The sequence below is a fragment of the Salinibaculum rarum genome, assembly GCF_030505615.1.
Lineage (GTDB): Archaea > Halobacteriota > Halobacteria > Halobacteriales > Haloarculaceae > Salinibaculum > Salinibaculum rarum.
Map to the genome: position 1 here is coordinate 428,762 of NZ_CP129992.1, position 22,483 is coordinate 451,244.

Below are 22,483 nucleotides of genomic sequence, written 5' to 3' on the forward strand. Positions count from 1 at the left end.
AGACGGCGACCCACTGCCAGAGTGCAAGCGACTTATTCCGTCACCCACGAAGACGTGGTATGAACGACGACGCCACCAAAGTCGAGTGGAACGAGTGGGGCGAGCGCGCCTTCGACGTGGCCCAGCAGACCGGCAAACCGCTGTTGCTCTCGCTTGTCACCTCGTGGTCGGCCGACTGCAACGCGATGGACGCGGCCACCTACGGCGAACCGCGCATCGCCGCGAACGTCAACGATGGCTTCGTCCCGGTCCGCGTTGACGCCGACCGCAACCCCCAGATTCGCGAACGCTACAACATGGGCGGCTTTCCGTCCACTGTCTTCTTGACTCCGCAGGGGCGCGTGCTCACCGGCGCGACGTTCCTCGGCTCGGAAGGCTTCCGGGGCATCCTCGATAAAGTCCGTGAGACCTGGGACGCCAAAGGCGAGGACGCTGGCTCGGTCCCGCGGGCGCTCCGCGACGCGAAACCCCCGGGCGGGGCCATCGACGACCGCATCGAGGAACACATGGTCGAACAACTGCTGGCGGCCTACGACGACGAGTTCGGCGGCTGGGGCTCCGATATGAAGTTCCCGCTCCCGCGGACCATCGAGTTCGCGCTCGTGCGTGCCCGCGACCAGGCGACACGCACACTCGATGCCATCCAGACACACCTGCTCGATACCTACGGCGGCGGCTTCTACCGCTACGCCCGCAATCGCAACTGGGGCGGCCCCGTCCGGGAGAAACTCACCGAGGAAAACGCCGCGCTCGTCCGGGCCTTTGCCCGTGGCTACCGCTACACCGGCGACGAGAGCTACCGCAACAGCGCCGAAGATACCATCGAGTATCTCACCACCGACCTCTGGACGGGCGATGCCTTCGCCGCCAGCCAGGGGGGCAACGAGGGGTACTACACCCTCGAACCAACCGAGCGCGAGGAGGCCGACGCACCACCCATCGACGAGACGGTTTTCGCCGACCGGAACGGGCTGGCTGTCGACGCACTGCTTACCTTCGCCGCCTACACCGACGACGAGCGAGCCACCCGCTACGCCGAGCGCGCACGCGACCACGTCGTCGACGAACTCGTCGACGGCGGTGAGGTGACCCACTACCGTGACGGCGACGAGAGCGGCCCCTCGGGACTGCTCGTCGACCAGGCCCACGTCCTGAGCGCGCTGACCACGTCCTGGCAAGTGCGGGGCGAGGCTGGTCCCGCCCGCGAGATTGCCGACTGGACAATCGAGAACCTCCGTCACGAGAGCGGCGCGTTCTACGACGGCCAGACCGGCGAACTCGGACTGCTCGACAGCCCGCTCTTTCCGCTGGATACCTCGGTCGAACTGGCCGACACGCTGCTCGACCTGGCGGTGCTCACCGGCGAGGACCACTACCGGAATGTCGCCCACGACGCCATCGCGGCCTTCGGGAACGCGGCCGACCGGATGGGTATCGAAGTCGCCCACTACGCCGCCACGGCCGCCCGCCTGCGCGCCCCCGAGGCCATCGAAGTCGGGACGCCCGCCGGCACGGACCTCCACCGTGCGGCACTCCGTCTCGCAGACCACGACACCGTCGTCGTCCCCGACGCTGCCGGCCTCGAGGACACCGCACGCCACCAGACAGACGGGACAGTCACGGGGACCGCCGACTCCCCTGCTGCACTCGAAGAACTGCTGACCTCCGAGACGTAAACACCCGGTGCGTTTTTACACCCGGAGCGAGCACTACGGACGATGGCAAGTCTGAGGGACCTCGGGCTCTCCGAGTACGAATCTCGCGCGTACCGCTCGTTGCTCCGAACGGGGCCGACAACTGCAAAAGAGTTGTCCCGTGCGAGCGACGTGCCGATGGGGCGCATCTACGACGTGCTCAACAGCCTGGAGACCCAGAATCTGGCCCGGAGTCAGAGTGCGAGTCGCCCGAAAAAGTACGTCGCCGTCGAACCCGAGACGGCACTCGACCGGTTGCTCGCCGACAAGAAACGCGAACTCGAAGAGCAGGCCGACCAGTACGAGGAGATCGTCGACGAACTCGGGGGCGAACTCGAGGCTGCCGAACCGGTCGACGAGCCGTTCTGGACCGCCGCCCTCGGGCCCAGCGAGGCCACCGACCTGCTGGTCGAACGGCTCACGGCCGCCGACGACAGCATCGTCATGGTCGGCAGCGAGCCGACCCCACAGTTCGACCTCAGCGAGATGGGCGAAGAGATTCTGGACGAACTGGAGGCGGCCCTCGACCGGGGAGTCAGTGTCTCTATTTTGCTGCGGCCGGAACTGGTCGACTCACTGCCGGAGAGTGTCGGCCGACGCTATCGCACGTACCTCCAGAACCGGGAGGGGTTCGAGGTCCGCACCAGCCCGAACGTCACCGGCACGTTCGAACTGCTCGACACCGTCGAGGTCTGCATCGAGATTCCACACCCGCTCAACGCCGGCAAGACCTTCGGCGTCATCGACTTCAAAGACTCCGAGTTCGCCGCCGACGTCCTCGAAGCGTTCCAGCCCCGCTGGGAGGACGCAAAGCCACTCGAACTCTAAGGACGGGCCCCACGAGAGCAGCGTCCGAACCCGAGGTTCCCGAAAGCGGGAGCCAGCCAAGACGGTCTGCGAGTGCGAGCGTGTACATGACCGACAGCGACCGGTCGATGACGGCTCGGCATGAGTATTTTGTGCACAATACTTATTTACGGCCGTTTGGAACAAAGTACCATGGTAGAACATCAGACTCGGCGGAGAGTACTACAGGCGCTCGGTGCGGCCGGAGTTGCCAGCCTCGCTGGCTGTGGCGGCGGCGACAACGAAAGTCGGCTCTCGTGGCACGCCGGTGGGACCGGCGGGACCTACTTCCCGCTTTCGAACGAAATCAAGACCATCGTCGAGGAGAACACGGACTTCGGGCTGAACGTCCAGTCGACGGGGGCGAGCGTCGAAAACGTCGGCAGCCTCGCCGACGAAACTGCGGACTTTGCACTCATCCAGAACGACGTCGCGTACTTCGCCAAAAACGGCACCGGTATCGACGCGTTCCAGGACAGCGCAATCGAGAACCTCCAGGGTGTCGCAACCCTGTATCCCGAGACGATTACGATTGTCACGCTTGCAGAGACGGACATCGAGACACTCTCGGACCTCAGTGGGAAGACTATCAACACGGGCGACCTCGGGTCGGGAACGCAGGTCAACGCCAACCAGATTCTCGAGGCGGTCGGCATCACCGACTACGACGAGCAAAACGCCGGCTTCTCGCAGGCCTCCGAACAACTCGCCAACGGCGACATCGACGCGGCCTTCGTCGTCGGTGGCTGGCCCGTCGGCGCTATCGAGGACCTGGCAAACACCAACGACGTCCGCATCATCCCAATCGAGGGTGACAACCGCGAGACGGTCAAGGACGCGGCGTCGTGGTTCGCAGACGACACCATTCCGGGTGGCACGTACAGCGGTATCTCCGAGGACGTCAATACCGTCGCCGTCCAGGCGATGATTGCGACCCACTCCGGCGTGGCCGCCGACACCGTCGAGACGATTACCGCGGCTATCTTCGACAACGTCGACGACCTGAGCATCAAGACGGACTTCATCTCTGCAGACAGCGCCCAGGATGGGATGTCCATCGAGCTCCACGAGGGCGCAGCCGCGTACTTCGACGCCTAGATTTTACCCCCGCGGCCGTTCTTATCAGTCCATGTCCCGACTACAAACGACTCACAAGCGTCTGGCGATAGTCGCCGTCGTTCTGGCAGTCGTACTCACCACAGTCGCAACAGCGGCGCCGGCCGGTACAGTCCTCGTCGTCGAGGACATAGAGACCGGCGAGCGCTACCTCACCGAACCTGTCGAGAGTGGCACCACAGTTGGACTCGAGTACACCCACAGCGTCGAGAAAAACAGGGTGTACGACGGGTACCGCGTCGACGGGGAGACGCTCGTGAACACGCGAATGGAGTTCGAATCCTACGGCTGGGGGCTCCCGTCGCGGGTCAACGTCACTACCGTCAACGGAACGTTCGTCTACGACCCACCGGAGCCGATTGCCGAGTTCGACACGCTTTCGGTATCGCCAGGTCGTATCGCCGACCACAGACTCACTGTCGGGACCGAACAGTACGACCTGGTCGAACTGACGGACGCAAACGACGTCCGTATCTACGTCGAAACGCAGTCGGTACTTGACATGATCACATGAGCACCAACAACAACAACGAACAGAGTCCGGACGACGGTGTAGAGGCAGAGCTATCCAGGGAAGAGGCGGACGAACTCCTCGAAGAGATAGAGCGACGGCGCTCACTGACAGGGCTTGCTGCCCTCGCCGTCGCGACGGTCGGGATTCTCTTCTCGGTGTTCCAGATGTGGCTTGCCGCGAAGAGTTTCACCGCGACAGTCTGGATTCCGATCGTCGGCGACTGGCAGATTTCCCTGCAACTCCTGCAGGCAAACGCCATCCACGTCGCCTTCGCGCTCGTGTTGACCTTTCTGATGTTCCCGGCGAGTATGGGCGATGGGTTCGTCGTCCGCCGTCTCGGCAAAATCGTGCCGGCGGTGGCGTCGTCGCTCGGCGAGGACAATCCGGTGACGCGCGCGCTCGATAGAGTTCGTGGGTTCTTCCGCTGGCTTGTTCTCGACCCCAACCGGAGTCGGGTCACGCCGTTCGACGTGCTCTGTATTCTGACCGCGTTTCTCTCCGCGCTGTATTTCCTGACGGACTTTAGGGAGATTCGCAGCATGCGCGTTTTCGGCCTCACTTCCGGCCGGTCGCTCTCCGAGATGATTCCGCTTCTCGAACCCGTCGTCGGCGGTCTCCCTATCATCAGCGACTACTCGGTCGCCTTCATTCTGGGCGTGCTCGGCGTCTTGCTGGTGCTCGAGGCCACTCGGCGGACGCTCGGACTCCCGCTGATGCTTATCGTCGCCTCGTTTATCGTCTACGCCCGGTGGGGCTATCTCATCAGCGGTGGCACGCCGTTTCTCGGCCTGCTCGCGATTCCGGAACTCACCTGGCCCTCGATTATCCAGAACCTCTGGTACAACACCGAAAACGGGGTCTTCGGTATCCCGGTCACCGTCTCGGTGCAGTTTATCTACATCTTCATCCTCTTTGGAGCGTTCCTGGAAATGAGCGGTGCCGGCCAGTGGTTTATCGACCTCGCGTATGCGGTCACTGGCAGTCGCAAGGGCGGCCCCGCCAAAGCCTCCATTCTGGCCAGCGGCTTCATGGGGACGATTTCGGGCTCCTCGATTGCCAACACCGTCACGACCGGCGCGTTCACGATTCCGCTGATGAAACGGTCGGGCTACTCCCCGGAGTTTGCCGGCGCCGTCGAGTCCTCGGCCTCGTCCGGCGGACAGATTCTCCCGCCCGTGATGGGTGCTGCCGCGTTTCTGATGGTCCAGTACACGGCGACGCCGTTCCGTGAGATTATCATCCTCGCGACGGTGCCTGCGGTCGTGTTTTTCTTCGGCGTCTGGGTGATGGTCCACCTCAAGGCCACCCAGGAAGGAATCGGCGGTGTGAGCGACATCGACACGGTCTCGCTTCGCAAGCACATGAAAAACGGCTGGTTCTACCTGGTCCCGATCTTCCTGTTGCTGTACTATCTCATCATCGAGCGACTCTCGGTCTCACGGTCGGCGTGGTTTACGCTGGTCGCTCTCACCGCGCTCATCGCCTTCCTCTCGGCGTACAGCAAGGACACCCGCGGCATCCTCTTTGGCTCGCTCGCTACAATCGTCGGCGCGGAACTGGTCTCGCACGTCGTCGCCGGCGTCGCCGTCACCGGTCTCCTCACCGGTGCCAGCGGGGCGGGCATCCCGCTTGCGGACGCCGGCAACATCGTCGTCTCCCGAATGGGCTGGTACGCGATGCTCGCCGGTGTGGTGACGCTGCTGGTTCGCCCCGACCTCGATGCTGCCTTCCTCGAACTGAACCCCGAAATCCAGGACACGACCGAAGCGGCCAGCAAGAAGACCGGTCGCAACGTCGAGGACAACCAGCTGTTCCAGCTGGGAACCTTCGTCGTCAAGTCGATGGACGAGGGTGCCCGAACCGCGGTGCCGGTCGTCATCGCCGTCGCCGCGGCAGGCGTCATCCCCGGCGTCATCAGCGTCTCCGGACTCGGCCCGAACCTCACCTCGCTCCTGCTCGAACTGTCCGGTGGCTCCATCGTCGTCATGTTGCTCGTGACTGCCGTCGCCAGCATCATCCTCGGGATGGGGATGCCGACGACTGTCACCTACATCATCCTCATCTCGATGCTCGCTACGCCGCTCGTCGAGTTTGGCATCCCGCTGCTCGCGGCACACCTCTTTATCCTCTATTTCGGCGTCATCGCCGACATCACGCCGCCAGTCGCGGTCGCCGCCTACGCCGCAAGCGGGGTCGCAAAGTCCGACCCCTTCGAGACCGGGGTCAAGGCCTTCTCGCTGTCGCTGAACAAGGCAATCGTCCCCTTCGCATTCGTCCTCGCACCGGGTATCGTCCTGCTTCGCGAGAAGGAAAACGCTGCACAACTTCCGATACGGGACCAGAACCGCGTCGTCAACTTCGCCGACCTCGCCGAACTCTCGTATTCGGTCCCCGAGGTTCTGATTCCGATTGTCGGGGTCTTCCTCGGCGTCATCGCACTCGGTGCGACGGTCATCGGCACGCTGTACACCAGGGTCAACCGAAGCGAGCGCATCGGCTTCGCGCTGAGTTCGCTGCTGTTGATGGCACCCGGTCTGCTCTCGACGTCGGTCATCGACCTGGTCGGTGTCTTCGGAGTCGTCCTCAGTCCGGACCCGCTCCTGCTCGACCTGACGCTTCGCGGCATCGGCCTCCTCATATTCGCGGCGCTGACGATCAAAAACCGGCGGGAAGCGGCCAGCGAAGCCGCTCAACACGAGGGGACAGACACCGTCGACGAACAGACCGACCCGGCCTGACGGTCACCGACCGTCCTTCGTTTCGAAACCTGCCTGGCTCAGTCGCCGTTGACTTCGCCTTGCAGGTCCGCCACCGTCGCCACCCGCTCTGCGTGGGCGTTGTGCTGGTGGATGGACTCGTCGTTCGACTGTTTCATCGTCACGATTGCGTCCTCGGGCAGGTTCGGGAAGTGCTCGACGACGCCCTCGGCCATGGCACGCACGCAGTCCTCGACGAACTTCGCGTCGGCGTGTGCCTCGTAGGTCATGTGGTCTTCGTCGGGGCGTTTCGCGAGGTTGTAGATGCGCGCGCTCATCGAGTCCCGGGCGACCTCGATGAGGTCGTTCAGGTCGACATCAGGGCTCCCCTCACTCTCGATGGTCAAGGTTGCATGACCCCGCTGGGAGTGGCCCGCCTGGGGGACCTCGTCGAGGAACTGCTCGATGGTGTCGTCCTCGACGCCAAGGCCCTGCAGCGTCTCCCTGGCACGCGAGGCTGACATCCCCTGCGAACAGGGACAGACCGTCATGCCGGTGACGCGGGTCCCGATTTCCTCGCGGGTCCCCTCGTCGGTGGCCGTCGCCGAGGCGATGATGTCGGCGGTGCTCTGGGTAGCCATCCCCGACGCCGGCGTCTCTTCGCGGGTGACGTACTCGGCTTCCATGCTGACCTCGGCTTTCGTCGTGTAGTCGTGTTTCTCCAGCAACCGTTCGGCGGCGTCGCCACAGACGTCCTCGACGCGGTAGCCGGAGTTGCTCACCGCCGCCTCCAGCGTCTCGTCGACGACTTCCATGTTCCGGCTCATGTCCGCCCCCTTCCGCCAGGACGGCAGGTCGACGTACACGTCGAACTCGGCCATGAGAACAATCGGTCGTTTTTCCTCGCGGTCGATTTTGACCAGTTTTTCGACGCCGGTGACACCGACGCGGTTGAGACCCACAGCCACATCCGGACTCGACGCCTGCACGTCCGGGAGTTGCTGACTCATTGGCCACTGTTAGGGGAGAATACCGGTTAGTGCTTTCGATACCCGAGACGAGAAAATTACCCAGCTGACCTACTCTTCGACGCCGGTTGGGGCGGCGTCGTCACCGATGTCACGAAACGCCGCAGCGAAGTCGTCGTCGTCGAAGGTTGCAACCGTCTCGTCGAGCTGGTCGCGCATCTCGTCCATCTGGTCTTCGAGGTCGGCAAACTCCTCGCTCTCTGCAAGTTCTGACTCCGGTTTGTTTGCCACCAGGGTCGCGTGCTTGGCCGTCAGCGCGTAGTATTTTCGCAGCTTCGACTTGTACTCAGAAGTCGTCAGCAGGCGCTCGATGGTGCTAAAGAGGTCGTCACGGGAGACAGGCTTGATGACGTAATCGTCGAACGGCATCTCGATGATGTCGAAGTCGGGGTCGACAGCTGTGACCATCGCGACGCGACAGGAGAGGTCTCGGTCGCGAATCTCGTCGAGTACCTCGTCTCCGGAGACGCCGGGCATCCGCCGGTCGAGCAACACCACGTCGACAGTGTCATCGAGTTCGTCCAGGGCTTCTTGCCCACCGTATGCCGTCGAGACGGAGTACTCGCCCTTGAGTTGGGCTGCGTAGGCGTCGGCGACGTCAGGTTCGTCGTCGACGACGAGGACTGTCGCAGGCTCGGTCATTCGCTTTCACCTATCGCAGAGCGAAGAGAAAAGGTTTCCGGGTGATGTACCCGATTAGATTCGGGGTCGCCGCCGGTAACGCGATTCATATCCCCCCTTGGAACTACCGCTACATGAGTCTGCGGGCCGACAAAGCGGGAGTCTTTAGACCGGACTCGCCCAACGGGGTGTATGGACGACGCGAGCAGCGAGTTCGGCGACTGGCCGCTGCAACGACTGCTGACTGAGGTCGTCGGCTCCGGCCACAAATCCGCCGACGACATGACCCGCTCGCAGGCCCGCGAGGCCGCCGCCCGCATCCTCGCCCACGAGCCCGCCGAGACCACGCTCGGTGCCTTCTTGCTGGCCAACCGCTGGAAGCGAAACACACCGGAAGAGCTGGCCGCCTTCACCGACGTCATGCGCGAACAGAGCGTCGACCGCGCTGTCCCCGACTGTGAGCCCGTCGACTGTGGCGCAAACTACGACGGCAAACACACCTCCGCACTGCTCGGAGTCGCCGCCGGCATCACGGCCGCCGCTGCGGGCACCCCCGTCGTCACCCACTCCGGCGACCGCGTGCCCACCCAGGAGGCCACCGCCTACAAGCACGTCTTAGACGAACTCGGCGTCCGTACAGACCTCGACCCGGCAGAGAGCGCCGACATGGTCGACGAGACCGGCTTTGGCTTTTACTACCAGCCCAACTTCAACCCCGGCGTCGACGCCCTCTACGACCGCCGCCGGGAGATGGGCGTCCGGACCTTCATCAACACTATCGAGACCCTGGCCAATCCCGCCGACGCCGACGTGCACCTCGGGAGTTTCTACCACCTCGCCTTCGCCAAACGCATCGTCGATACCTTCGGCGAGATGGAGTCACAGAACGTGCCCCGCGTCATTATGTTCCAGGGCCTGGAGGGGTACGACGACATCCGTCCCGGGACGACGGTCGTCGCCGAGTACGACGGCGAGTTTACCGACTACGAAATCGAGACCGGCGAGTACGAGATGGCGTTCGAACGCGAGGACCTCGCCGTCGACGACGTGGCCGCCGATTCGGCGACCATCACCGAGGAGGTACTGACGGGCGAACGAGACGACCACTTCGCCGACGCCGTCGTGCTCAACGCCGCGGTCCGCCTCTACGCCGGCGGCGAGGTCGAAGCCATCGAGGACGGCCTCGGACTCGCCCGCTCGGCCATCGCCGAAGGGAGCACACAGGACCGCCTCGAACAACTCAAGGAGTTTTGAGATGAGCGACGACACCACCGACCCACGACCGGACCCGAACCCGACCGAACCGGGCCACCCCGACGACCCGGCACGCTGGCGCCACGAGACGGCCTACCTCTCGGATGTCGACCTGCACTACGTCACCGTCGACGCAAACCAGGAAGCGGTCGACCACCCGACCGGCGACGCACCCCTGGTTGTCCTGCTGCATGGCTTTCCCGAGTTCTGGTACGCCTGGCGACACCAACTCGACGCCATCGCCGACGCTGGCTATCGCGTCGTCGCGCCGGACCTCCGGGGGTACAACCGCTCCGGGAAGCCAGACGGCGTCGACAGCTACGCACCCGAGCGACTGGTCGGCGACGTGCGCGAACTCGTCGAACACCTCGGCTACGCGCAAGCGGACGTCGTCGGCCACGACTGGGGCGGGGCTATCGCCTGGGAGACGGCGATTCGAGAGCCGGACCTCGTCCGCCGGCTGGCCGTCCTGAACGCACCCCATCCGGGCGCCTACCAGCGACTGCTCACCGAGTCGCCCGAACAGCTCCTGAAGTCGTGGTACGTCTTCTTCTTCCAGGTGCCGTGGCTCCCCGAGCGCATGCTGCAGGTCGACGATTACCGCATCGTCGAGGAGATGCTGACCGAGACGGCCGCTCCCGGGTCCTTTACCGAACGGGATGTCCAGCGGTACAAGGACGCCATGGCCCGCTCGGGCGACCTCTCTGGACCGGTCAACTACTACCGGGCTATCGCCCGCGAGAACGCTCGCGAGCAACTCATCGCGTTTCTCCCCGACGCCGTTACCCGCGACACCACCGTCGACGTCCCGACGCTGGTCATCTGGGGCGAGCAAGACCAGGCGCTCAGCGTCGACCTGCTCGACGACCTCGACGAGTGGGTGTCCGACCTCCGCATCCAACGGCTCCCCGACGCCAGCCACTGGGTGCAGTCAGATGCGCCCGACGAAGTGAACGAACTGCTGGTTGAATTTCTGGCCTGACGACAGACAGGCTTCGATGCTTGACTTCGAACGATTGATACCTGTGAGCGGATGGTTATAGATTCATGAGTGAGTGGCGAGACCGGATGGAGTCTGGGACAGAAATCCTGCGCCAACAGGCAGTTCGAATCCCGCTCCCGGACGTGGAAGCGGAGCGCTCCGTCTACAACAATATGATGCGAATTGCGGACGCTGGCGAGCGGAAACGCAAGTTGCTCGACGATCCGGACGTGCCGTTGACGGAAGTTTATGAGGACGAACTGGCCGAGATGAGACAGAGCTTCGAGCACCGCTTGCAACAGGTCGCAGGCAAGAACTACTACGATGTTGCGACCGCGTATCTCGACGGCGAGCGTGACGACTGGATCGGAGCGCTCGCAGCGTATTATCTGGACTGTTATTATCACTTACAGGAGCGCTACACCGTTGACGAGCACATTTTCTTTCTGGTGATTCTGCGCTACCCGGACTGTGTCACGGTGAATCTTAGTTTTCTCACCGGCGAGATCAGCTCCGACGGAGTTCGCTACGAGTCCGCCAAGCATGTCCAATCTGATCTCAACGAACACGATCGAGAACAACTATACGCAGACTGTCAACACTCACAGCACAAAGCTGCAGAATACCTTCGTGAGAATATTGCTTGCATTCGAGAGGCATTCCCTGACCCGGAGACAACTCCGTTCGAGCAGCGTCAATACGGAGGGTTCGTCCACGTCACCGGAAGACAGGGAGCAACATTCGCGGAGATACTCGAGTCCCTCTCCCCGAATCCGGACCGGTTCGATAACACCGCATCGACACCTGGCCTCGTTTCAGAAGGACCAGAAGCCAAACGAGCGAAGCAGCTGTTCCTTACCGACGCCGAGATTGTACTCTGATAGGACACGCAGGTCAGTAATTCGTCTGTCTCGAACGGTATACTCTGTGCCGATTGGGAAGGTGTACGAATTTCTCTGACGCTCTGAAAAAGAACGAGGGGAAGCGCGGAACGTTATTCGAGGTCGAAGCGGTCCGCGGTCATCACTTTGTGCCACGCGTCGACGAAGTCCTGGACGAACTCTTCTTCGCCGTCCTCGGCCGCGTAGACCTCCGACAGTGCGCGGAGTCGGGAGTTCGACCCGAAGATGAGGTCGTAGCGGGTCGCCTCCCAGACCTGCTCGCCCGTCTCACGGTCGTAGCCCTCGTAGACGTACTCGTCGTCGGCCTCCTCCCACTCGTAGTCCATGCTGAGCAGGTTGTCGAAGAAGTCGGTGGTCAACACGCCGGGCTCGTCGGTGAGGACGCCGCGCTCGGAGTTCTGGTAGGTGGCGCCGAGCTGGCGCAGGCCACCGACGAGCGCGGTCATCTCATCGGGGGTCAGGTCCAGCAGGTCGGCCTTGTCGACCAGCAGTTCCTCCAGTTTCCGGTTGTGCTCGCCGCCGATGTAGTTCCGGAAGCCGTCAGTCTCGGGCTCGAGTGCCTCGAAGGACTCCTCGTCGGTCCATTCTTCCTCGGCGTCGACGCGACCCGGTTCGAACGGCACGTCGATGTCGTGGCCGGCCTCTGCGGCGGCCTGCTCGATGGCCGCGTTCCCGCCGAGCACGATGAGGTCCGCAAGCGAGACGGCCGTCCCGTCCGAGCGGGAGTCGTTGAACTCCGCCTTGACATCTTCGAGCGTCGAGAGCACCGTCTCCAGTTCCTCGGGCTCGTTTGCTTCCCAGCTGCGCTGGGGTTCGAATCGGATGCGGGCGCCGTTGGCGCCGCCGCGTTTGTCGCTGTCGCGGTACGTCGAGGCCGACGCCCAGGCGGTCTTGACGAGTTGCTGGGTCGTCAGGTCGGTGTCGAGAATCTCCTCTTTGAGCAGGTCGGCGGCCTCGTCGTCGACTGGCTGGAAGTCCCGGTCCGGAAGCGGGTCCTGCCAGATCATCGTCTCCTCGGGCACTTCGGGGCCGAGGAATCGCTCGGGCGGGCCCATGTCGCGGTGGATGAGCTTGTACCACGCTTTCGCGAAGGCGTCGAGGAACTCCATCGGATTGTCCTGGAACTCCTCGATAATCTCCCGGTAGTCGTCGTCTTTCTTCAGCGCGATGTCGGTCGTCAGCATCATCGGCGTCTGGGTGTCGTCGGGGTCGTGGGCGGCCGGCGCGTCCTCGACCTCGTCCGCGTCGACCGGCGTCCACTGCCAGGCGCCGCCTGGACCCTTGTGCGACTCCCACTCGTTGTCGAGCAGGGTGTTGACGTAGGACATGTCCCACATCGTCGGCGTGGAGTTCCAAGGGCCTTCGATGCCGCTGGTGATGGTGTCGTCGCCTTTCCCGGAGCCGTAGTCGCTCTCCCAGCCAAGCCCCATGTTCTCGATGGGGGCGTCTGCGGGTTCGGGACCGACGTACTCGTCGGGGTCGTCGGCGCCGTGGACCTTCCCGAACGTGTGGCCACCGGCGATGAGTGCGGCCGTCTCCTTGTCGTTCATCGCCATGCGGCTGAACGACTCCCGGATGCGCTCGGCCGACCACTCTGGGTCCGGTTGGCCTTCCGGTCCCTCGGGGTTGACGTAGATGAGGCCCATCACGGTCGCGCCGAGGTGGTCCTCCAGTTGGTCGTCCTCGTCGAAGCGGTCCCACGACTCCATGTCCTGTTCGGGACCCCAGTCAGCGCCCGCGTCGGGCTGGAACGCGTCCGTGCGGCCACCCGCGAAGCCGAAGGTCTCGAAGCCCATCGACTCCATGGCGACGTTGCCAGCGAGCACGATAAGGTCGGCCCACGAGAGTTGCTTGCCGTACTTCTGTTTGATCGGCCAGAGCAGGCGCCGTGCCTTGTCGAGGTTGGCGTTGTCGGGCCAGCTCCCGATCGGCTCGAACCGCTGTGTGCCCCCAGAGGCGCCACCACGGCCGTCGGTTGTGCGGTACGTCCCGGCACTGTGCCAGGCCATCCGGATGAAAAGCGGTCCGTAGTGACCGTAGTCGGCCGGCCACCAGTCCTGTGAGTCGGTCATCACCGCCTCGATGTCCTCTTTTACCGCCTCCAGGTCGAGGTCCTGGAACTCCGCCGCGTAGTCGAAGTCCTCACCGAGAGGGTATTGCTGTGCGTTCTGGTCAAGCGAGCTCAAGTCCAGCAGGTCAGGCCACCAGTCTTGATTGGACCGATTCATACTATACAATTGTCGCATCCGCACATCAATATTCCCATTGCGGAACGAAATCTTCGGTGTTGCCAAATTATACCATCTGATATATGAAATATTTCTCAGCAGTCCGGCCTACCGGCGTTTCGGGGAAAACGGCAGACGACGGGAACACACCGCAGACCGAAAAACAGCAATCGGGAGTTCGGGGACGGGGCGAGTCCGGTCAGTCGTCGTTCAACACGCCTTCGGCGACGGCCATGTCTTCAGGTTCAGGGTCGTCGGCGGTCGACCGGAGGACGAACCGCTTGCGCAGGAGGTCGGCGGCGAATATCGTCGTCCCGACGATGATGAGCGTGTCCCCGGGCAGGCGCGCCCAGAAGAGGTCCTGGATGATGGGCTGATTGTAGAAGGCCACACTCCGTGCAGCAGCGTAACTCTCGGTGAAAGCCGCCTCCAGCTGGAGGAAGCCAACGGGAAGGACCGAGGCGAACACCATCAGAGCCAGCCCGAGGTTCCAGCACCAGAACGCCCAGCGCAGCCAGGAGCCGTCCCAGCGGTCTGGTTCGATGCTGATGCGCAACATGTACGTGACCATCCCCAGCGCGAGGAAGCCGAAGGCCCCGAACATCGCCGCGTGGGCGTGGCCAACGGTCAGATAGGTGCCGTGCTCGTAGTAGTTGATGATGGGGAGGTTGATGAAGAAGCCGAGTACGCCGGCGCCAACGAAGTTCCAGACACCGCTGGCGATGATGAACATGAAGGGGAGCTTGTAGGGGAACTCCCCGTCAGTCTGCATGGCGCTGTACTGACCCAGCGCCTCGTAGAGGATGAAGACCAGTGGGATGAGTTCGAGCGTCGAGAAGACGCTCCCGATTGGCACCCAGATATCGGGCATTCCAATCCACCAGTAGTGATGCGAGACGCCGATGACGCCGGTAGACATCACCAGCAGCGCTTGGAGCATGACCGCCTTCTCGGCGCTACGGCGGTCGAGCAGGTTCATCGAGACCAGCGTCAGCCCGACGATGGCGACGATGAAGAACTCGAAGGCTCCCTCGACCCACATGTGGACGACCCACCAGCGCCAGAACTCCGTGACGGCGATGTTGGTACTCGGCGTGAACATGAACCCGGCGACAAAGAGGAGAGCGATAGAGCCACCGGCGTACAGAATCATGTGCCCCAGCCCGAAGGCCGGTTCGCGGTCGAGCAGCGGTTTCAGTCCCCGAACGGCCAGCAGCGCCCAGATGACGAAGCCAGCCAGCAGGCCGAACTGCCAGATTTTCCCGACTTCGAGGTACTCCAGGCCCTCGTTGCCGAGCAGCCACCAGAGCTGGCCGTCGAGGTACCCGTTCGAGCCGAGCCAGATGCCGGCCAGTCCGCCGACGGTGACGACGACGATAGCACCCAGCAGACCGTCGACGAACAGCGACTGACGCTTCGGTTCGTGGCCGGTCAAAAGCGGCGGCAAGAAGAGGCCAGCACCGAGCCACGTCGCGGCAATCCAGAGGATACCGAGGTCGATGTGCCACGTCTTCGCGATGGCGAAGGGGAGCAGTTGGAGGATGTGAATCCCGAATAGCTCCTCGATGCCGAAGAAGCCGGCCCGCTCGATGTAGAAGTGGGCGAGCAAGCCACCCAGTAGCACTTGCGCCAAGAATAGCCCGGCCGCGATGGGGATAAATCGGAGTGCCGAGCGCTGACTCGGGAAGACGCTCACGTCGCCGGGTTTCGGGACGGAAATACCCGCACTGGAGGGTTCGGGCAGTCTGATGCTCTTGTAGAGCCAGATGCCGAAGCCAGCGCCAGCGACGAGCAACACCATCGCGATGACGCTCCATATCATCGCCGCACCGGTGGCGTCGTTGCCCGCACCGGGCTGGTAGGGCCAGTCGTTCGTGTAGGAGTGGTCACCACCGGGTCGGTCGGTGTGGGAGAACCACGCCGTCCACATCGCGAAGTCGGCGAAGTCCTCGGCATCCTCCTCGCTGTCTATCATCTCCACCGGGACGCCGCGTTCGTGGCTCCCCTCGTGGTAGCGCTGGACGTACTCCTCGCGGACCTGCTCGTGGGCGTGCAGTTCCGCGGCGGTGTAGTCGATAGTGCCGCCCTCGTAGTTCGTATCGAGGTCACCCTCGACGGTGGCGTTGACAGCCGCACGGTCACCCGTCGAGAGATTCTCGAAACTGGTACCGTGGCGCTCCTGTGCGTAGTACTCACGCATGTACTCGACTTTCAGATTGAGGGCGTCGGCAGTGTAGTCCGCGCCGTAGTAGGCACCGTTACCGAGAATCGAGCCGTGATTCATCAGACCGTTCTTCTGGAACGTCTTCTTGCCGTCGCGTATCTCCTCGCCGGTGAGAACCGTCTGGCCGTCAGGTCCCTCTATCTCTTCGGGAATCGGCGGCGCCTCCTGATAGGCTAGCCACGCACCCGCGCCCATCACCACGAGATTGGCGACGAACACGGCGGCAATGATTTTCGCGATTGTCACACGTTGTACCTGCATACTCGCAGGTGTCGACCAACACCCACATGAATACTCTACGGGGTTCCCGTCGGGCGATAACGACCGCGAACACGTTCGGCAGAATATCTTCGAGAGACGACCGCTGGAGAAAACGAACGGGGAAAGTCGTCGGCCAGACCGGTCAGAGAAGACGTGCGTACTCGTCGTCGGTCAGGTCGATATGGCTCGCGGCGACGTTCTCTTCGAGGTGGTCGAGGCTGGCTGTTCCTGGAATCGGCAGGGTCACGTCCGAGTGTTCCAGCAGCCACGCCAGCGCAATCTGGTAGCGGGTCGCGTCGTGCGCGGCGGCGATGTCGTCGAGGGTCTCGCCGAGGTCAGCCAGGTCACCCGCCCCGAGTGGGAAGTAGGTCATGTAGCCAATGTCGTACTCCTCGCATGCTTCGAGAACGTGTTCGCTGTGGCGGTCGGCGACACTGTACTCGTTTTGAACGGTCGCTATCTCGACGTGGTCGCGGGCCGTCTCCAGTTTGTCGACGCCGACGTTCGAGAGACCGACGTGCTCGACGATGCCGTCGTCTTTCAGCTCGGCGAAGGCCTGGACGCTCTCCTCGAAGGGAACGTCGTCGTCAGGGGCGTGGTACTGGAAGAGGTCGATACTGCCGACGCCGAGTCGGTCGCGGCTGACGAGTGCCTGATTGTAGATGTAGTCGGGGTCGCCGTGGCGGAGCCAGTCGCCGTCGGTGTTCCGGAGCAGTCCGGCCTTCGTCGCCACGACGGCCTCGTCGGTGATGTCCGCCTCGCCGATGAGGCGTTCGCTGACGCCGGGCCCATACGAGTCTGCGGTGTCGACGAAGTCGACGCCACAGTCGACGGCGTGCCGGAGAACCTCGCGGGCCGCGTCTTCGTCGGCCGGCGGACCGATGATGTCCTCGCCGGTGATACGCATCGCGCCATAGCCCAGTCGGTGTACCTGCAACTCGCCGCCGATGTCGAAGGTCGAACTCTCGTTTGTGACCATACGAGGCCTTCGGCCGGCGGCGCCAAAGAGTCCCCGGCCAAGCGGGGCGCTCGTCGGCGGGCGCCGACAGCGGCCGGTAGATGTGGACGAAACGGCTAATGTGTTCCCGCCACTTGTCCCGCGTAGATGGAAGTCGCCCTGCTGACCATCGGCGACGAACTGCTCGCGGGTGATACGGCAAACACGAACGGGACGTGGCTCGCCGAGCGACTCACCGAGCGCGGCGTCACGGTGACGCGCATCCTGACGATTCCCGACGACCGCGCGCTCATCGCCGACCGCGTGCGGGCATACAGCGACGACTTCGACGCCGTCATCGTCACCGGCGGCATCGGCGGCACGCCCGACGACGTGACTCTCGACGCCGTCGCCGACGCCTTCGACCGCGAACTGGTCGTCAGCGAGCAGGCACGCACCGCCGTCGAGCAGCGACTCGACGACATCGGCGACGCCGTCCCCGACCTGGACGTCGACGTCGACGCCGAGGCGACTATCCCCGAAGGGGGACGACCGATTCTCAACCCCGAAGGGCTCTCGCCGGGCTGTGTCGTCGAAAACGCCTACGTCTTCCCCGGCATCCCGCGCGAACTGAAAGCGATGTTCGGCACGGTCGCCGAGGAGTTCGTCGGCGAGGCCGTCTCGCAGTTCCTCTACACCGTCGAACCGGAAGCGAACATCGTGTCCACGCTGGAGGCAATCGCCGAGGAGTTCGCGGTCAGCGTCGGCTGTTACCCCGACCGGGACGCACGGCACAACCGGCTGAAACTCACCGCCACCGACGAGGAGACGCTGGCCGCGGCGACGGCGTGGCTCCGCGAGCGTGTGAACACGAGCGAAACGCCCGTCGAGCGCGACTGGAGCAGAAGTGACGTCTACAGCGATAAGGATTAGACCGGGTAGAACCAGTCGTCGTACTCGGCCGGAGCCTGCTCGACGATGTCGAAGAACTCGGTCTGAATCTCGTCGGTAATCGGCCCCTTCGTGCCCGCGCCAATCTGGTTGTCGTCGACGCTTCGAATCGGTGTGACTTCGGCTGCCGTCCCCGAGAAGAACAGTTCGTCGGCCGTGTACAGTTCACTCCGGGAGATGGTCGCGTCGTCGTGGACGGTATAGCCCAGGTTCTCGGCGATTTCGATGACCGAGCGACGGGTGATACCGTCGAGAATCGACTCGGCGAGACCGGTGGTGTAGATTTCGCCGTCGCGGACCAGGAAGATGTTCTCACCCGGCCCCTCTGCGACGTTGCCCTCCTTGTTGAGGACGATGGCCTCGGTGTAGTCGTTGCCCTTGGCCTCCAGACTGGCGAGGACGCTGTTGACGTACGCGCCGGTCGTCTTCGCGTTCGTTGGAATCTGGCTGGAGGAGTGTTTGCGCCACGAGGAGACGGCCACGTCGACGCCCTCTGCGAGCGCTTCCTCGCCGAGGTAGGCGCCCCACGGCCAGACGGCAATCGCGGTCTGGACCGGCGAGTCGCTGGGGTTCAGCCCGAGCGGGCCGTAGCCGTAGAAGGCAACTGGCCGGATGTAACAGGAATCGAGATTCTCCCGGCGGATGAGTTCGACCGTCGCCTCGGTAATCTCCTCGGGTTCGAACGGAATCTCCATGTCGTAGGGCTTTGCGGACTCGTAGAACCGGTCGAGGTGTTCCTCCCAGCGGAAGATAGCGGGCCCGTCTGCGGTGTCGTAACAGCGCACGCCCTCGAAGACGCCGGTGCCGTAGTGGAGACCGTGAGTCAGGACGTGGACCTGTGCGTCCTCGAAGTCCACGAACTCGCCGTCCATCCAGATGGTGTCGACGCCCTCGTACATCTCCGGCCGGTCGCTCATCGCCGCCCACCCCGGCGACCGTCCGCGCTCGCGTGTCTGTCCCGAACGTCTGTCTCGTCGAGTTCCATACCCCACAATCTGTGGCCACCGTTAAGAGTCTTGACGGTCCGGTCGTGTCCGAGACCGCCCGAGCAACTGAACGCGACTACGAGAACCGGTCGACGAGCGCCGCGCCCTCGACGTAGGGGATGTCGTGGCGCTGGGCGTACGCCTGTGCGGCCGCCGGCGAGAGTGCACTGCCCGAGTCGTCGTCGAGCATCTCACAGACGACCACTGCTGGCGGGCGGTTCGACTCGGCGGCGAGTGCCAACCCGAGTTCGGTGTGGCCCTTGCGGTCGGCGAGCAACCCCGGTGCACCCCGGAGGACGTGGACGTGTCCCGGGACCCGGAACGTGTCCGCGAAGGTCGTCGCTTCGGGACTGGTCGCGGCGTCGGCGAGTGCGGTAATCGTCAGCGCGCGGTCGTCGTCGGTGATTCCCGTCCGGGTGTTGCGGTGGTTGACCGTCAGCGAGAACGACGACCGGTCGTCGTACGCGAGGTCGTGGTCTGCCGCTGCGGGATGGTCGAGGACGTCCTGGATAAAGGGCAGTTCGAACGCCGACGCGACAGCGTCCGAGACGGCGACACAGACCAGTCCGCCGGCGTCGTTTCGCATCCGCGCGACGGCTTCCGGCGTGACCGCGCCCGCGGGGTAGACGAGGTCGGTCTCGCCCTCGCGGTCGACCGCATCGTGGATGCAGACGGGCTGTCCGTTGCGGAACGCCTCGATGGCGGCGCTCACGCTGTCTGTCGTCTGGGGCATGTCACCGCTGCTCGACATCGACAGTCACCTCGTCACCGTCGTCCAGTCCGAGCGTATCGCGCAGGCGGTCCGGGGCGATGACCTCGAGGTGGTCGTCGCCGTGGTGGGTCCGCTCGGGCGCGATGACGTGTGCCGGTTCGTAGCGCTCGTCGGCGACGACCGTCGCCGGGTAGCAGTACGCCGGGCCGTACGTGCGCTCGTCGTCCTCCCAGCCCTCGATGACTACGGGGTCGATGGCACCGAGGTGTGCGCGCCGCCGGATGCTCTCCTCGGTGAGGTCGATGTTGAACGTTCCGGCGAAGGGTTCGTAGCCGAGCAGGTCCCTGAACTGCTCCATGTATCCCGAGAGTGTGATGTAGTGGCGCCCCTCGCCCATCCCGCTGGTCACGTCACCGGTCAGCGAGACGCTTGTGTCCTGTTCGAACAGGCGACGGTAGTCGGCGTACTCCGCCTGCAGGCGGCGCTCCCCGCCGCTCGTTATCTGGACCCACTGGCCGTCGCTGACGATGTCGCGCTCGACACAATCGAGTTCGTCGAGTTGCTGGAGGCGCCGTGACGCAGTCTGTGTCGAGGCGTCCAGCCGCTCCGCGAGTGCCGAACAGGACAGCTTCTCCTCGCCGTCCAGCGCGCCGAGGAGGGCGAGCTCTTTCAGCGTCGCCAACCCGTCGGCACCGAGCACCCGCTGTGTTTCTGACATGGGTGAATCTTTGGAGTCGCCAGGGATAAGCATAACGGATGCGTGAAGTATCTCAGAAGTATTATACCGTCGAGACGGCACGAAGGAACCGTGGCGAGCGAGAGCGACCGTGGAGTCCCATCTCAGGAGCGGGACAAAATAACGCTGGCGGGGATTGTGTCACTCCGGGATTGGACTGGTCGGAATCGCAGCGGTCAAACGAGCGGATGCCGTCGCGACGGTCAGACTGGCGGATATCGTCAGACTCGGGCTATGCGGCCTCGCTGTCGTCGCCCGAAACGGCGCTGTCCGACTCGTCGACGGTGGCCTGTGTGTCGTCGTCGGACCCGAGCCCTTCCTGGCCGTCGAGCAACTGGGAGAGGCCGCTCTCGTTGTTCTCACCGAATCCGGCACTCAGCACGCGAGTCAGGGCATCTTCGAGACTCTCCTCTGTCTCGGTGTACTCGTCCGGTTCGACTTCGATGACAAATCCCGTGGTGATGTTGGGTGCGGTCGGAAGAAAGAGCAAGTCGCGGCCGTCGTCGGTCTTCTGGCCGGTTTTGAACGCCGTCATGCGCATTCCGCCCCAGGTTTCGACTTTGACCGGCGCCTGGAGGTTCTCGGTCCCGCCGAGTGCGGTTTCGGCTGCCATCTTCGAGGCGTTGTAGACCACCCGCAACCCCGGCAGCCTGTTGATGAGGCTATCGAGCGTGCTCTCGAAGACGGCCCCGACGGCCGTCCGCATCAGGTAGCCGATGGCGAACACGAGCAAGACGAAGACCGCGAGCGTCAAGGCCACACGCGCGTAGACGTTGTCGACGGGGACCGGGAGCCCGGCAAGCTGGTTGAATATCCACACGACCACGAACAGCGTCACCAGTAACGGTGCGAGGATGATGAGCCCACTCGCGAAATCCCGTTTCCAGCTCCCCATTGTGTTTGTCTGACTAGTCGACGGTAATCAGTCTATTCGTTTCATCCCAACAGCGCCCGGCGTACAAATATTGTGTTGCAGACATCTTCTGTCACCCGCCAGTAGAAATGCGAGAGCCACCGACTGCCACAGGGGACGTACTGCCAGACTTCCCGACGGCCGTCGAGGTCACGCTGGGCCGGCTCGCCAGCCAAAAAGCGGCGGACCAGCAGTGGTAACATAGCACAAATTTGGAGTCCAGAGTCCAAGTCAGTGTCGCCGACTGCGGCAAACCCCGACGGTTAAGAGGCGGGGCCGTGACCCGCCGACAATGGCAGTACTCGAAATCGTCGCGACGGCGTTCTGGGCGATGGTGCCGGCCTACGTCCCCAACAACGCCGCAGTGCTTTTCGGTGGCGGCCCGCCGATAGACGGCGGCCGGACCTGGGGGGACAGTCGCCTCCTCGGTGACGGCAAGACCTGGCGTGGCACCATCGCCGGGTGGGGGGTCGGAATGCTGTTTGCGCTCGTGCTCAACCAACTGACTGGGCCGGCCGGCGACGCGCTGGGCGTTTCGCTCCCGACGTTCTCGATGCCCGCCCTCATCGCGTTGCCGCTGGGTGCGATGCTCGGCGACATCGGCGCCTCGTTTCTGAAGCGCCGGTCCGGCCGCGAGCGCGGTGCGCCCTTTCCCGGACTCGACCAGCTCGATTTCGTCGTCGGCGCGCTCGCACTCGCCTTCGTGGCCGACCCCGGCTGGTTCACCGACACGTTCATCCTGCCGGTCGTCGCCGTCGTGCTCGTACTGACGCCTGTGTTGCACGTGACGACAAACGGTATCGCGTACGCGCTCGGGCTGAAAGACGAGCCCTGGTAAGTACTCGCACCGGGACCGACTGGAAGTGGTGTGCTTTTCACCCC

Annotated in this window: 20 protein-coding genes; 10 read left to right on the plus strand and 10 right to left on the minus strand. The window is 63.8% G+C overall.

What is annotated here, in order from left to right; all coding sequences use genetic code 11:
• The first annotated feature begins 59 nt into the window (after positions 1-59).
• From QYL91_RS02410 to QYL91_RS02430, 5 genes are all read left to right on the plus strand, one after another.
• Positions 60-1,676: a DUF255 domain-containing protein gene (locus QYL91_RS02410; RefSeq protein ID WP_302081788.1), complete on the plus strand. Its 1,617-nt coding sequence runs from the start codon at positions 60-62 to the stop codon at positions 1,674-1,676.
• Positions 1,677-1,718: 42 nt separating this feature from the next.
• Complete coding sequence (locus tag QYL91_RS02415; protein ID WP_302081789.1) at positions 1,719-2,522, plus strand: TrmB family transcriptional regulator; 804 nt, start codon at positions 1,719-1,721, stop codon at positions 2,520-2,522.
• Between the two features lie 171 nt (positions 2,523-2,693).
• A complete protein-coding gene (locus QYL91_RS02420) occupies positions 2,694-3,638 on the plus strand; it encodes a TAXI family TRAP transporter solute-binding subunit (protein WP_302081790.1) in 945 nt (314 codons plus the stop codon).
• A gap of 31 nt (positions 3,639-3,669) precedes the next feature.
• Positions 3,670-4,170, plus strand: a complete 501-nt coding sequence (locus tag QYL91_RS02425; protein WP_302081791.1) for a DUF1850 domain-containing protein — start codon at positions 3,670-3,672, stop codon at positions 4,168-4,170.
• Positions 4,167-6,908, plus strand: coding sequence for a TRAP transporter permease (locus QYL91_RS02430; protein ID WP_302081792.1), 2,742 nt, complete (start codon positions 4,167-4,169; stop codon positions 6,906-6,908). Before QYL91_RS02425 ends, QYL91_RS02430 begins: the two co-directional genes overlap by 4 nt.
• Positions 6,909-6,946: 38 nt before the next feature.
• Here the strand turns inward: QYL91_RS02430 and mptA are convergent, their stop codons facing one another.
• Both mptA and QYL91_RS02440 read right to left on the minus strand, forming a co-directional pair.
• On the minus strand, positions 6,947-7,876 hold the full coding sequence (gene mptA / locus QYL91_RS02435; RefSeq protein ID WP_302081793.1) for a GTP cyclohydrolase MptA: 930 nt from the start codon (positions 7,874-7,876) through the stop codon (positions 6,947-6,949).
• Positions 7,877-7,945: 69 nt separating this feature from the next.
• On the minus strand, positions 7,946-8,536 hold the full coding sequence (locus QYL91_RS02440) for a HalX domain-containing protein (RefSeq protein ID WP_302081794.1): 591 nt from the start codon (positions 8,534-8,536) through the stop codon (positions 7,946-7,948).
• Positions 8,537-8,707: 171 nt separating this feature from the next.
• Here QYL91_RS02440 and QYL91_RS02445 point away from each other — a divergent pair, with 171 nt between their 5' ends.
• The 3 genes from QYL91_RS02445 to QYL91_RS02455 all read left to right on the plus strand — a co-directional run bounded on the left by QYL91_RS02445 (position 8,708) and on the right by QYL91_RS02455 (position 11,632).
• Positions 8,708-9,769, plus strand: coding sequence for an anthranilate phosphoribosyltransferase (locus QYL91_RS02445; RefSeq protein WP_302081795.1), 1,062 nt, complete (start codon positions 8,708-8,710; stop codon positions 9,767-9,769).
• A 1-nt stretch (position 9,770) separates the two neighbouring features.
• On the plus strand, positions 9,771-10,751 hold the full coding sequence (locus QYL91_RS02450) for an alpha/beta fold hydrolase (RefSeq protein ID WP_302081796.1): 981 nt from the start codon (positions 9,771-9,773) through the stop codon (positions 10,749-10,751).
• A 65-nt stretch (positions 10,752-10,816) separates the two neighbouring features.
• Positions 10,817-11,632: a hypothetical protein gene (locus tag QYL91_RS02455; RefSeq protein ID WP_302081797.1), complete on the plus strand. Its 816-nt coding sequence runs from the start codon at positions 10,817-10,819 to the stop codon at positions 11,630-11,632.
• Between the two features lie 113 nt (positions 11,633-11,745).
• Here the strand turns inward: QYL91_RS02455 and katG are convergent, their stop codons facing one another.
• From katG to QYL91_RS02470, 3 genes are all read right to left on the minus strand, one after another.
• Positions 11,746-13,881: a catalase/peroxidase HPI gene (gene katG, locus QYL91_RS02460; RefSeq protein WP_302081798.1), complete on the minus strand. Its 2,136-nt coding sequence runs from the start codon at positions 13,879-13,881 to the stop codon at positions 11,746-11,748.
• 199 nt (positions 13,882-14,080) lie between these two features.
• Complete coding sequence (locus QYL91_RS02465) at positions 14,081-16,366, minus strand: nitric-oxide reductase large subunit (protein WP_302081799.1); 2,286 nt, start codon at positions 16,364-16,366, stop codon at positions 14,081-14,083.
• Positions 16,367-16,508: 142 nt separating this feature from the next.
• On the minus strand, positions 16,509-17,345 hold the full coding sequence (locus QYL91_RS02470) for an aldo/keto reductase (protein ID WP_302081800.1): 837 nt from the start codon (positions 17,343-17,345) through the stop codon (positions 16,509-16,511).
• A gap of 126 nt (positions 17,346-17,471) precedes the next feature.
• Here QYL91_RS02470 and QYL91_RS02475 point away from each other — a divergent pair, with 126 nt between their 5' ends.
• On the plus strand, positions 17,472-18,236 hold the full coding sequence (locus QYL91_RS02475; protein WP_302081801.1) for a competence/damage-inducible protein A: 765 nt from the start codon (positions 17,472-17,474) through the stop codon (positions 18,234-18,236).
• Here QYL91_RS02475 and QYL91_RS02480 read toward each other — a convergent pair.
• The 5 genes from QYL91_RS02480 to QYL91_RS02500 form a co-directional block, all read right to left on the minus strand.
• Positions 18,233-19,171 (minus strand): branched-chain amino acid transaminase, encoded by a 939-nt coding sequence (locus tag QYL91_RS02480; RefSeq protein ID WP_302081802.1) that lies wholly within the window; start codon positions 19,169-19,171, stop codon positions 18,233-18,235. The genes QYL91_RS02475 and QYL91_RS02480 overlap by 4 nt on opposite strands.
• A 145-nt stretch (positions 19,172-19,316) precedes the next feature.
• The gene (gene ribB, locus QYL91_RS02485; protein ID WP_302081803.1) at positions 19,317-19,991 is read right to left on the minus strand and encodes a 3,4-dihydroxy-2-butanone-4-phosphate synthase; all 675 of its coding nucleotides are present in this window, start codon (positions 19,989-19,991) and stop codon (positions 19,317-19,319) included.
• Positions 19,975-20,670: a CTP-dependent riboflavin kinase gene (locus QYL91_RS02490; RefSeq protein WP_302081804.1), complete on the minus strand. Its 696-nt coding sequence runs from the start codon at positions 20,668-20,670 to the stop codon at positions 19,975-19,977. The genes ribB and QYL91_RS02490 overlap by 17 nt, the downstream gene beginning before the upstream one ends.
• 250 nt (positions 20,671-20,920) lie before the next feature.
• Positions 20,921-21,583, minus strand: coding sequence for a DUF502 domain-containing protein (locus tag QYL91_RS02495; RefSeq protein ID WP_302081805.1), 663 nt, complete (start codon positions 21,581-21,583; stop codon positions 20,921-20,923).
• Between the two features lie 41 nt (positions 21,584-21,624).
• Entirely contained in the window at positions 21,625-21,804 is a 180-nt protein-coding gene (locus tag QYL91_RS02500; protein ID WP_302081806.1) for a hypothetical protein, read from the minus strand.
• An 89-nt stretch (positions 21,805-21,893) separates the two neighbouring features.
• Between QYL91_RS02500 and QYL91_RS02505 the strand changes: the two genes are divergently transcribed.
• Positions 21,894-22,439 (plus strand): CDP-2,3-bis-(O-geranylgeranyl)-sn-glycerol synthase, encoded by a 546-nt coding sequence (locus QYL91_RS02505; RefSeq protein ID WP_302081807.1) that lies wholly within the window; start codon positions 21,894-21,896, stop codon positions 22,437-22,439.
• The last annotated feature ends 44 nt before the right edge of the window (positions 22,440-22,483 follow it).

Coding starts and splice junctions, on each gene's coding strand:
- QYL91_RS02410 (WP_302081788.1), top strand. CDS start 60: ATGAACGACGACGCCACCAAAGTCGAGTGGAACGAGTGGGGCGAGCGC.
- QYL91_RS02415 (WP_302081789.1), top strand. CDS start 1,719: ATGGCAAGTCTGAGGGACCTCGGGCTCTCCGAGTACGAATCTCGCGCG.
- QYL91_RS02420 (WP_302081790.1), top strand. CDS start 2,694: ATGGTAGAACATCAGACTCGGCGGAGAGTACTACAGGCGCTCGGTGCG.
- QYL91_RS02425 (WP_302081791.1), top strand. CDS start 3,670: ATGTCCCGACTACAAACGACTCACAAGCGTCTGGCGATAGTCGCCGTC.
- QYL91_RS02430 (WP_302081792.1), top strand. CDS start 4,167: ATGAGCACCAACAACAACAACGAACAGAGTCCGGACGACGGTGTAGAG.
- mptA (WP_302081793.1), bottom strand. CDS start 7,876: ATGAGTCAGCAACTCCCGGACGTGCAGGCGTCGAGTCCGGATGTGGCT.
- QYL91_RS02440 (WP_302081794.1), bottom strand. CDS start 8,536: ATGACCGAGCCTGCGACAGTCCTCGTCGTCGACGACGAACCTGACGTC.
- QYL91_RS02445 (WP_302081795.1), top strand. CDS start 8,708: ATGGACGACGCGAGCAGCGAGTTCGGCGACTGGCCGCTGCAACGACTG.
- QYL91_RS02450 (WP_302081796.1), top strand. CDS start 9,771: ATGAGCGACGACACCACCGACCCACGACCGGACCCGAACCCGACCGAA.
- QYL91_RS02455 (WP_302081797.1), top strand. CDS start 10,817: ATGAGTGAGTGGCGAGACCGGATGGAGTCTGGGACAGAAATCCTGCGC.
- katG (WP_302081798.1), bottom strand. CDS start 13,881: ATGAATCGGTCCAATCAAGACTGGTGGCCTGACCTGCTGGACTTGAGC.
- QYL91_RS02465 (WP_302081799.1), bottom strand. CDS start 16,366: ATGCAGGTACAACGTGTGACAATCGCGAAAATCATTGCCGCCGTGTTC.
- QYL91_RS02470 (WP_302081800.1), bottom strand. CDS start 17,345: ATGGTCACAAACGAGAGTTCGACCTTCGACATCGGCGGCGAGTTGCAG.
- QYL91_RS02475 (WP_302081801.1), top strand. CDS start 17,472: ATGGAAGTCGCCCTGCTGACCATCGGCGACGAACTGCTCGCGGGTGAT.
- QYL91_RS02480 (WP_302081802.1), bottom strand. CDS start 19,171: ATGAGCGACCGGCCGGAGATGTACGAGGGCGTCGACACCATCTGGATG.
- ribB (WP_302081803.1), bottom strand. CDS start 19,991: ATGTCGAGCAGCGGTGACATGCCCCAGACGACAGACAGCGTGAGCGCC.
- QYL91_RS02490 (WP_302081804.1), bottom strand. CDS start 20,670: ATGTCAGAAACACAGCGGGTGCTCGGTGCCGACGGGTTGGCGACGCTG.
- QYL91_RS02495 (WP_302081805.1), bottom strand. CDS start 21,583: ATGGGGAGCTGGAAACGGGATTTCGCGAGTGGGCTCATCATCCTCGCA.
- QYL91_RS02500 (WP_302081806.1), bottom strand. CDS start 21,804: ATGTTACCACTGCTGGTCCGCCGCTTTTTGGCTGGCGAGCCGGCCCAG.
- QYL91_RS02505 (WP_302081807.1), top strand. CDS start 21,894: ATGGCAGTACTCGAAATCGTCGCGACGGCGTTCTGGGCGATGGTGCCG.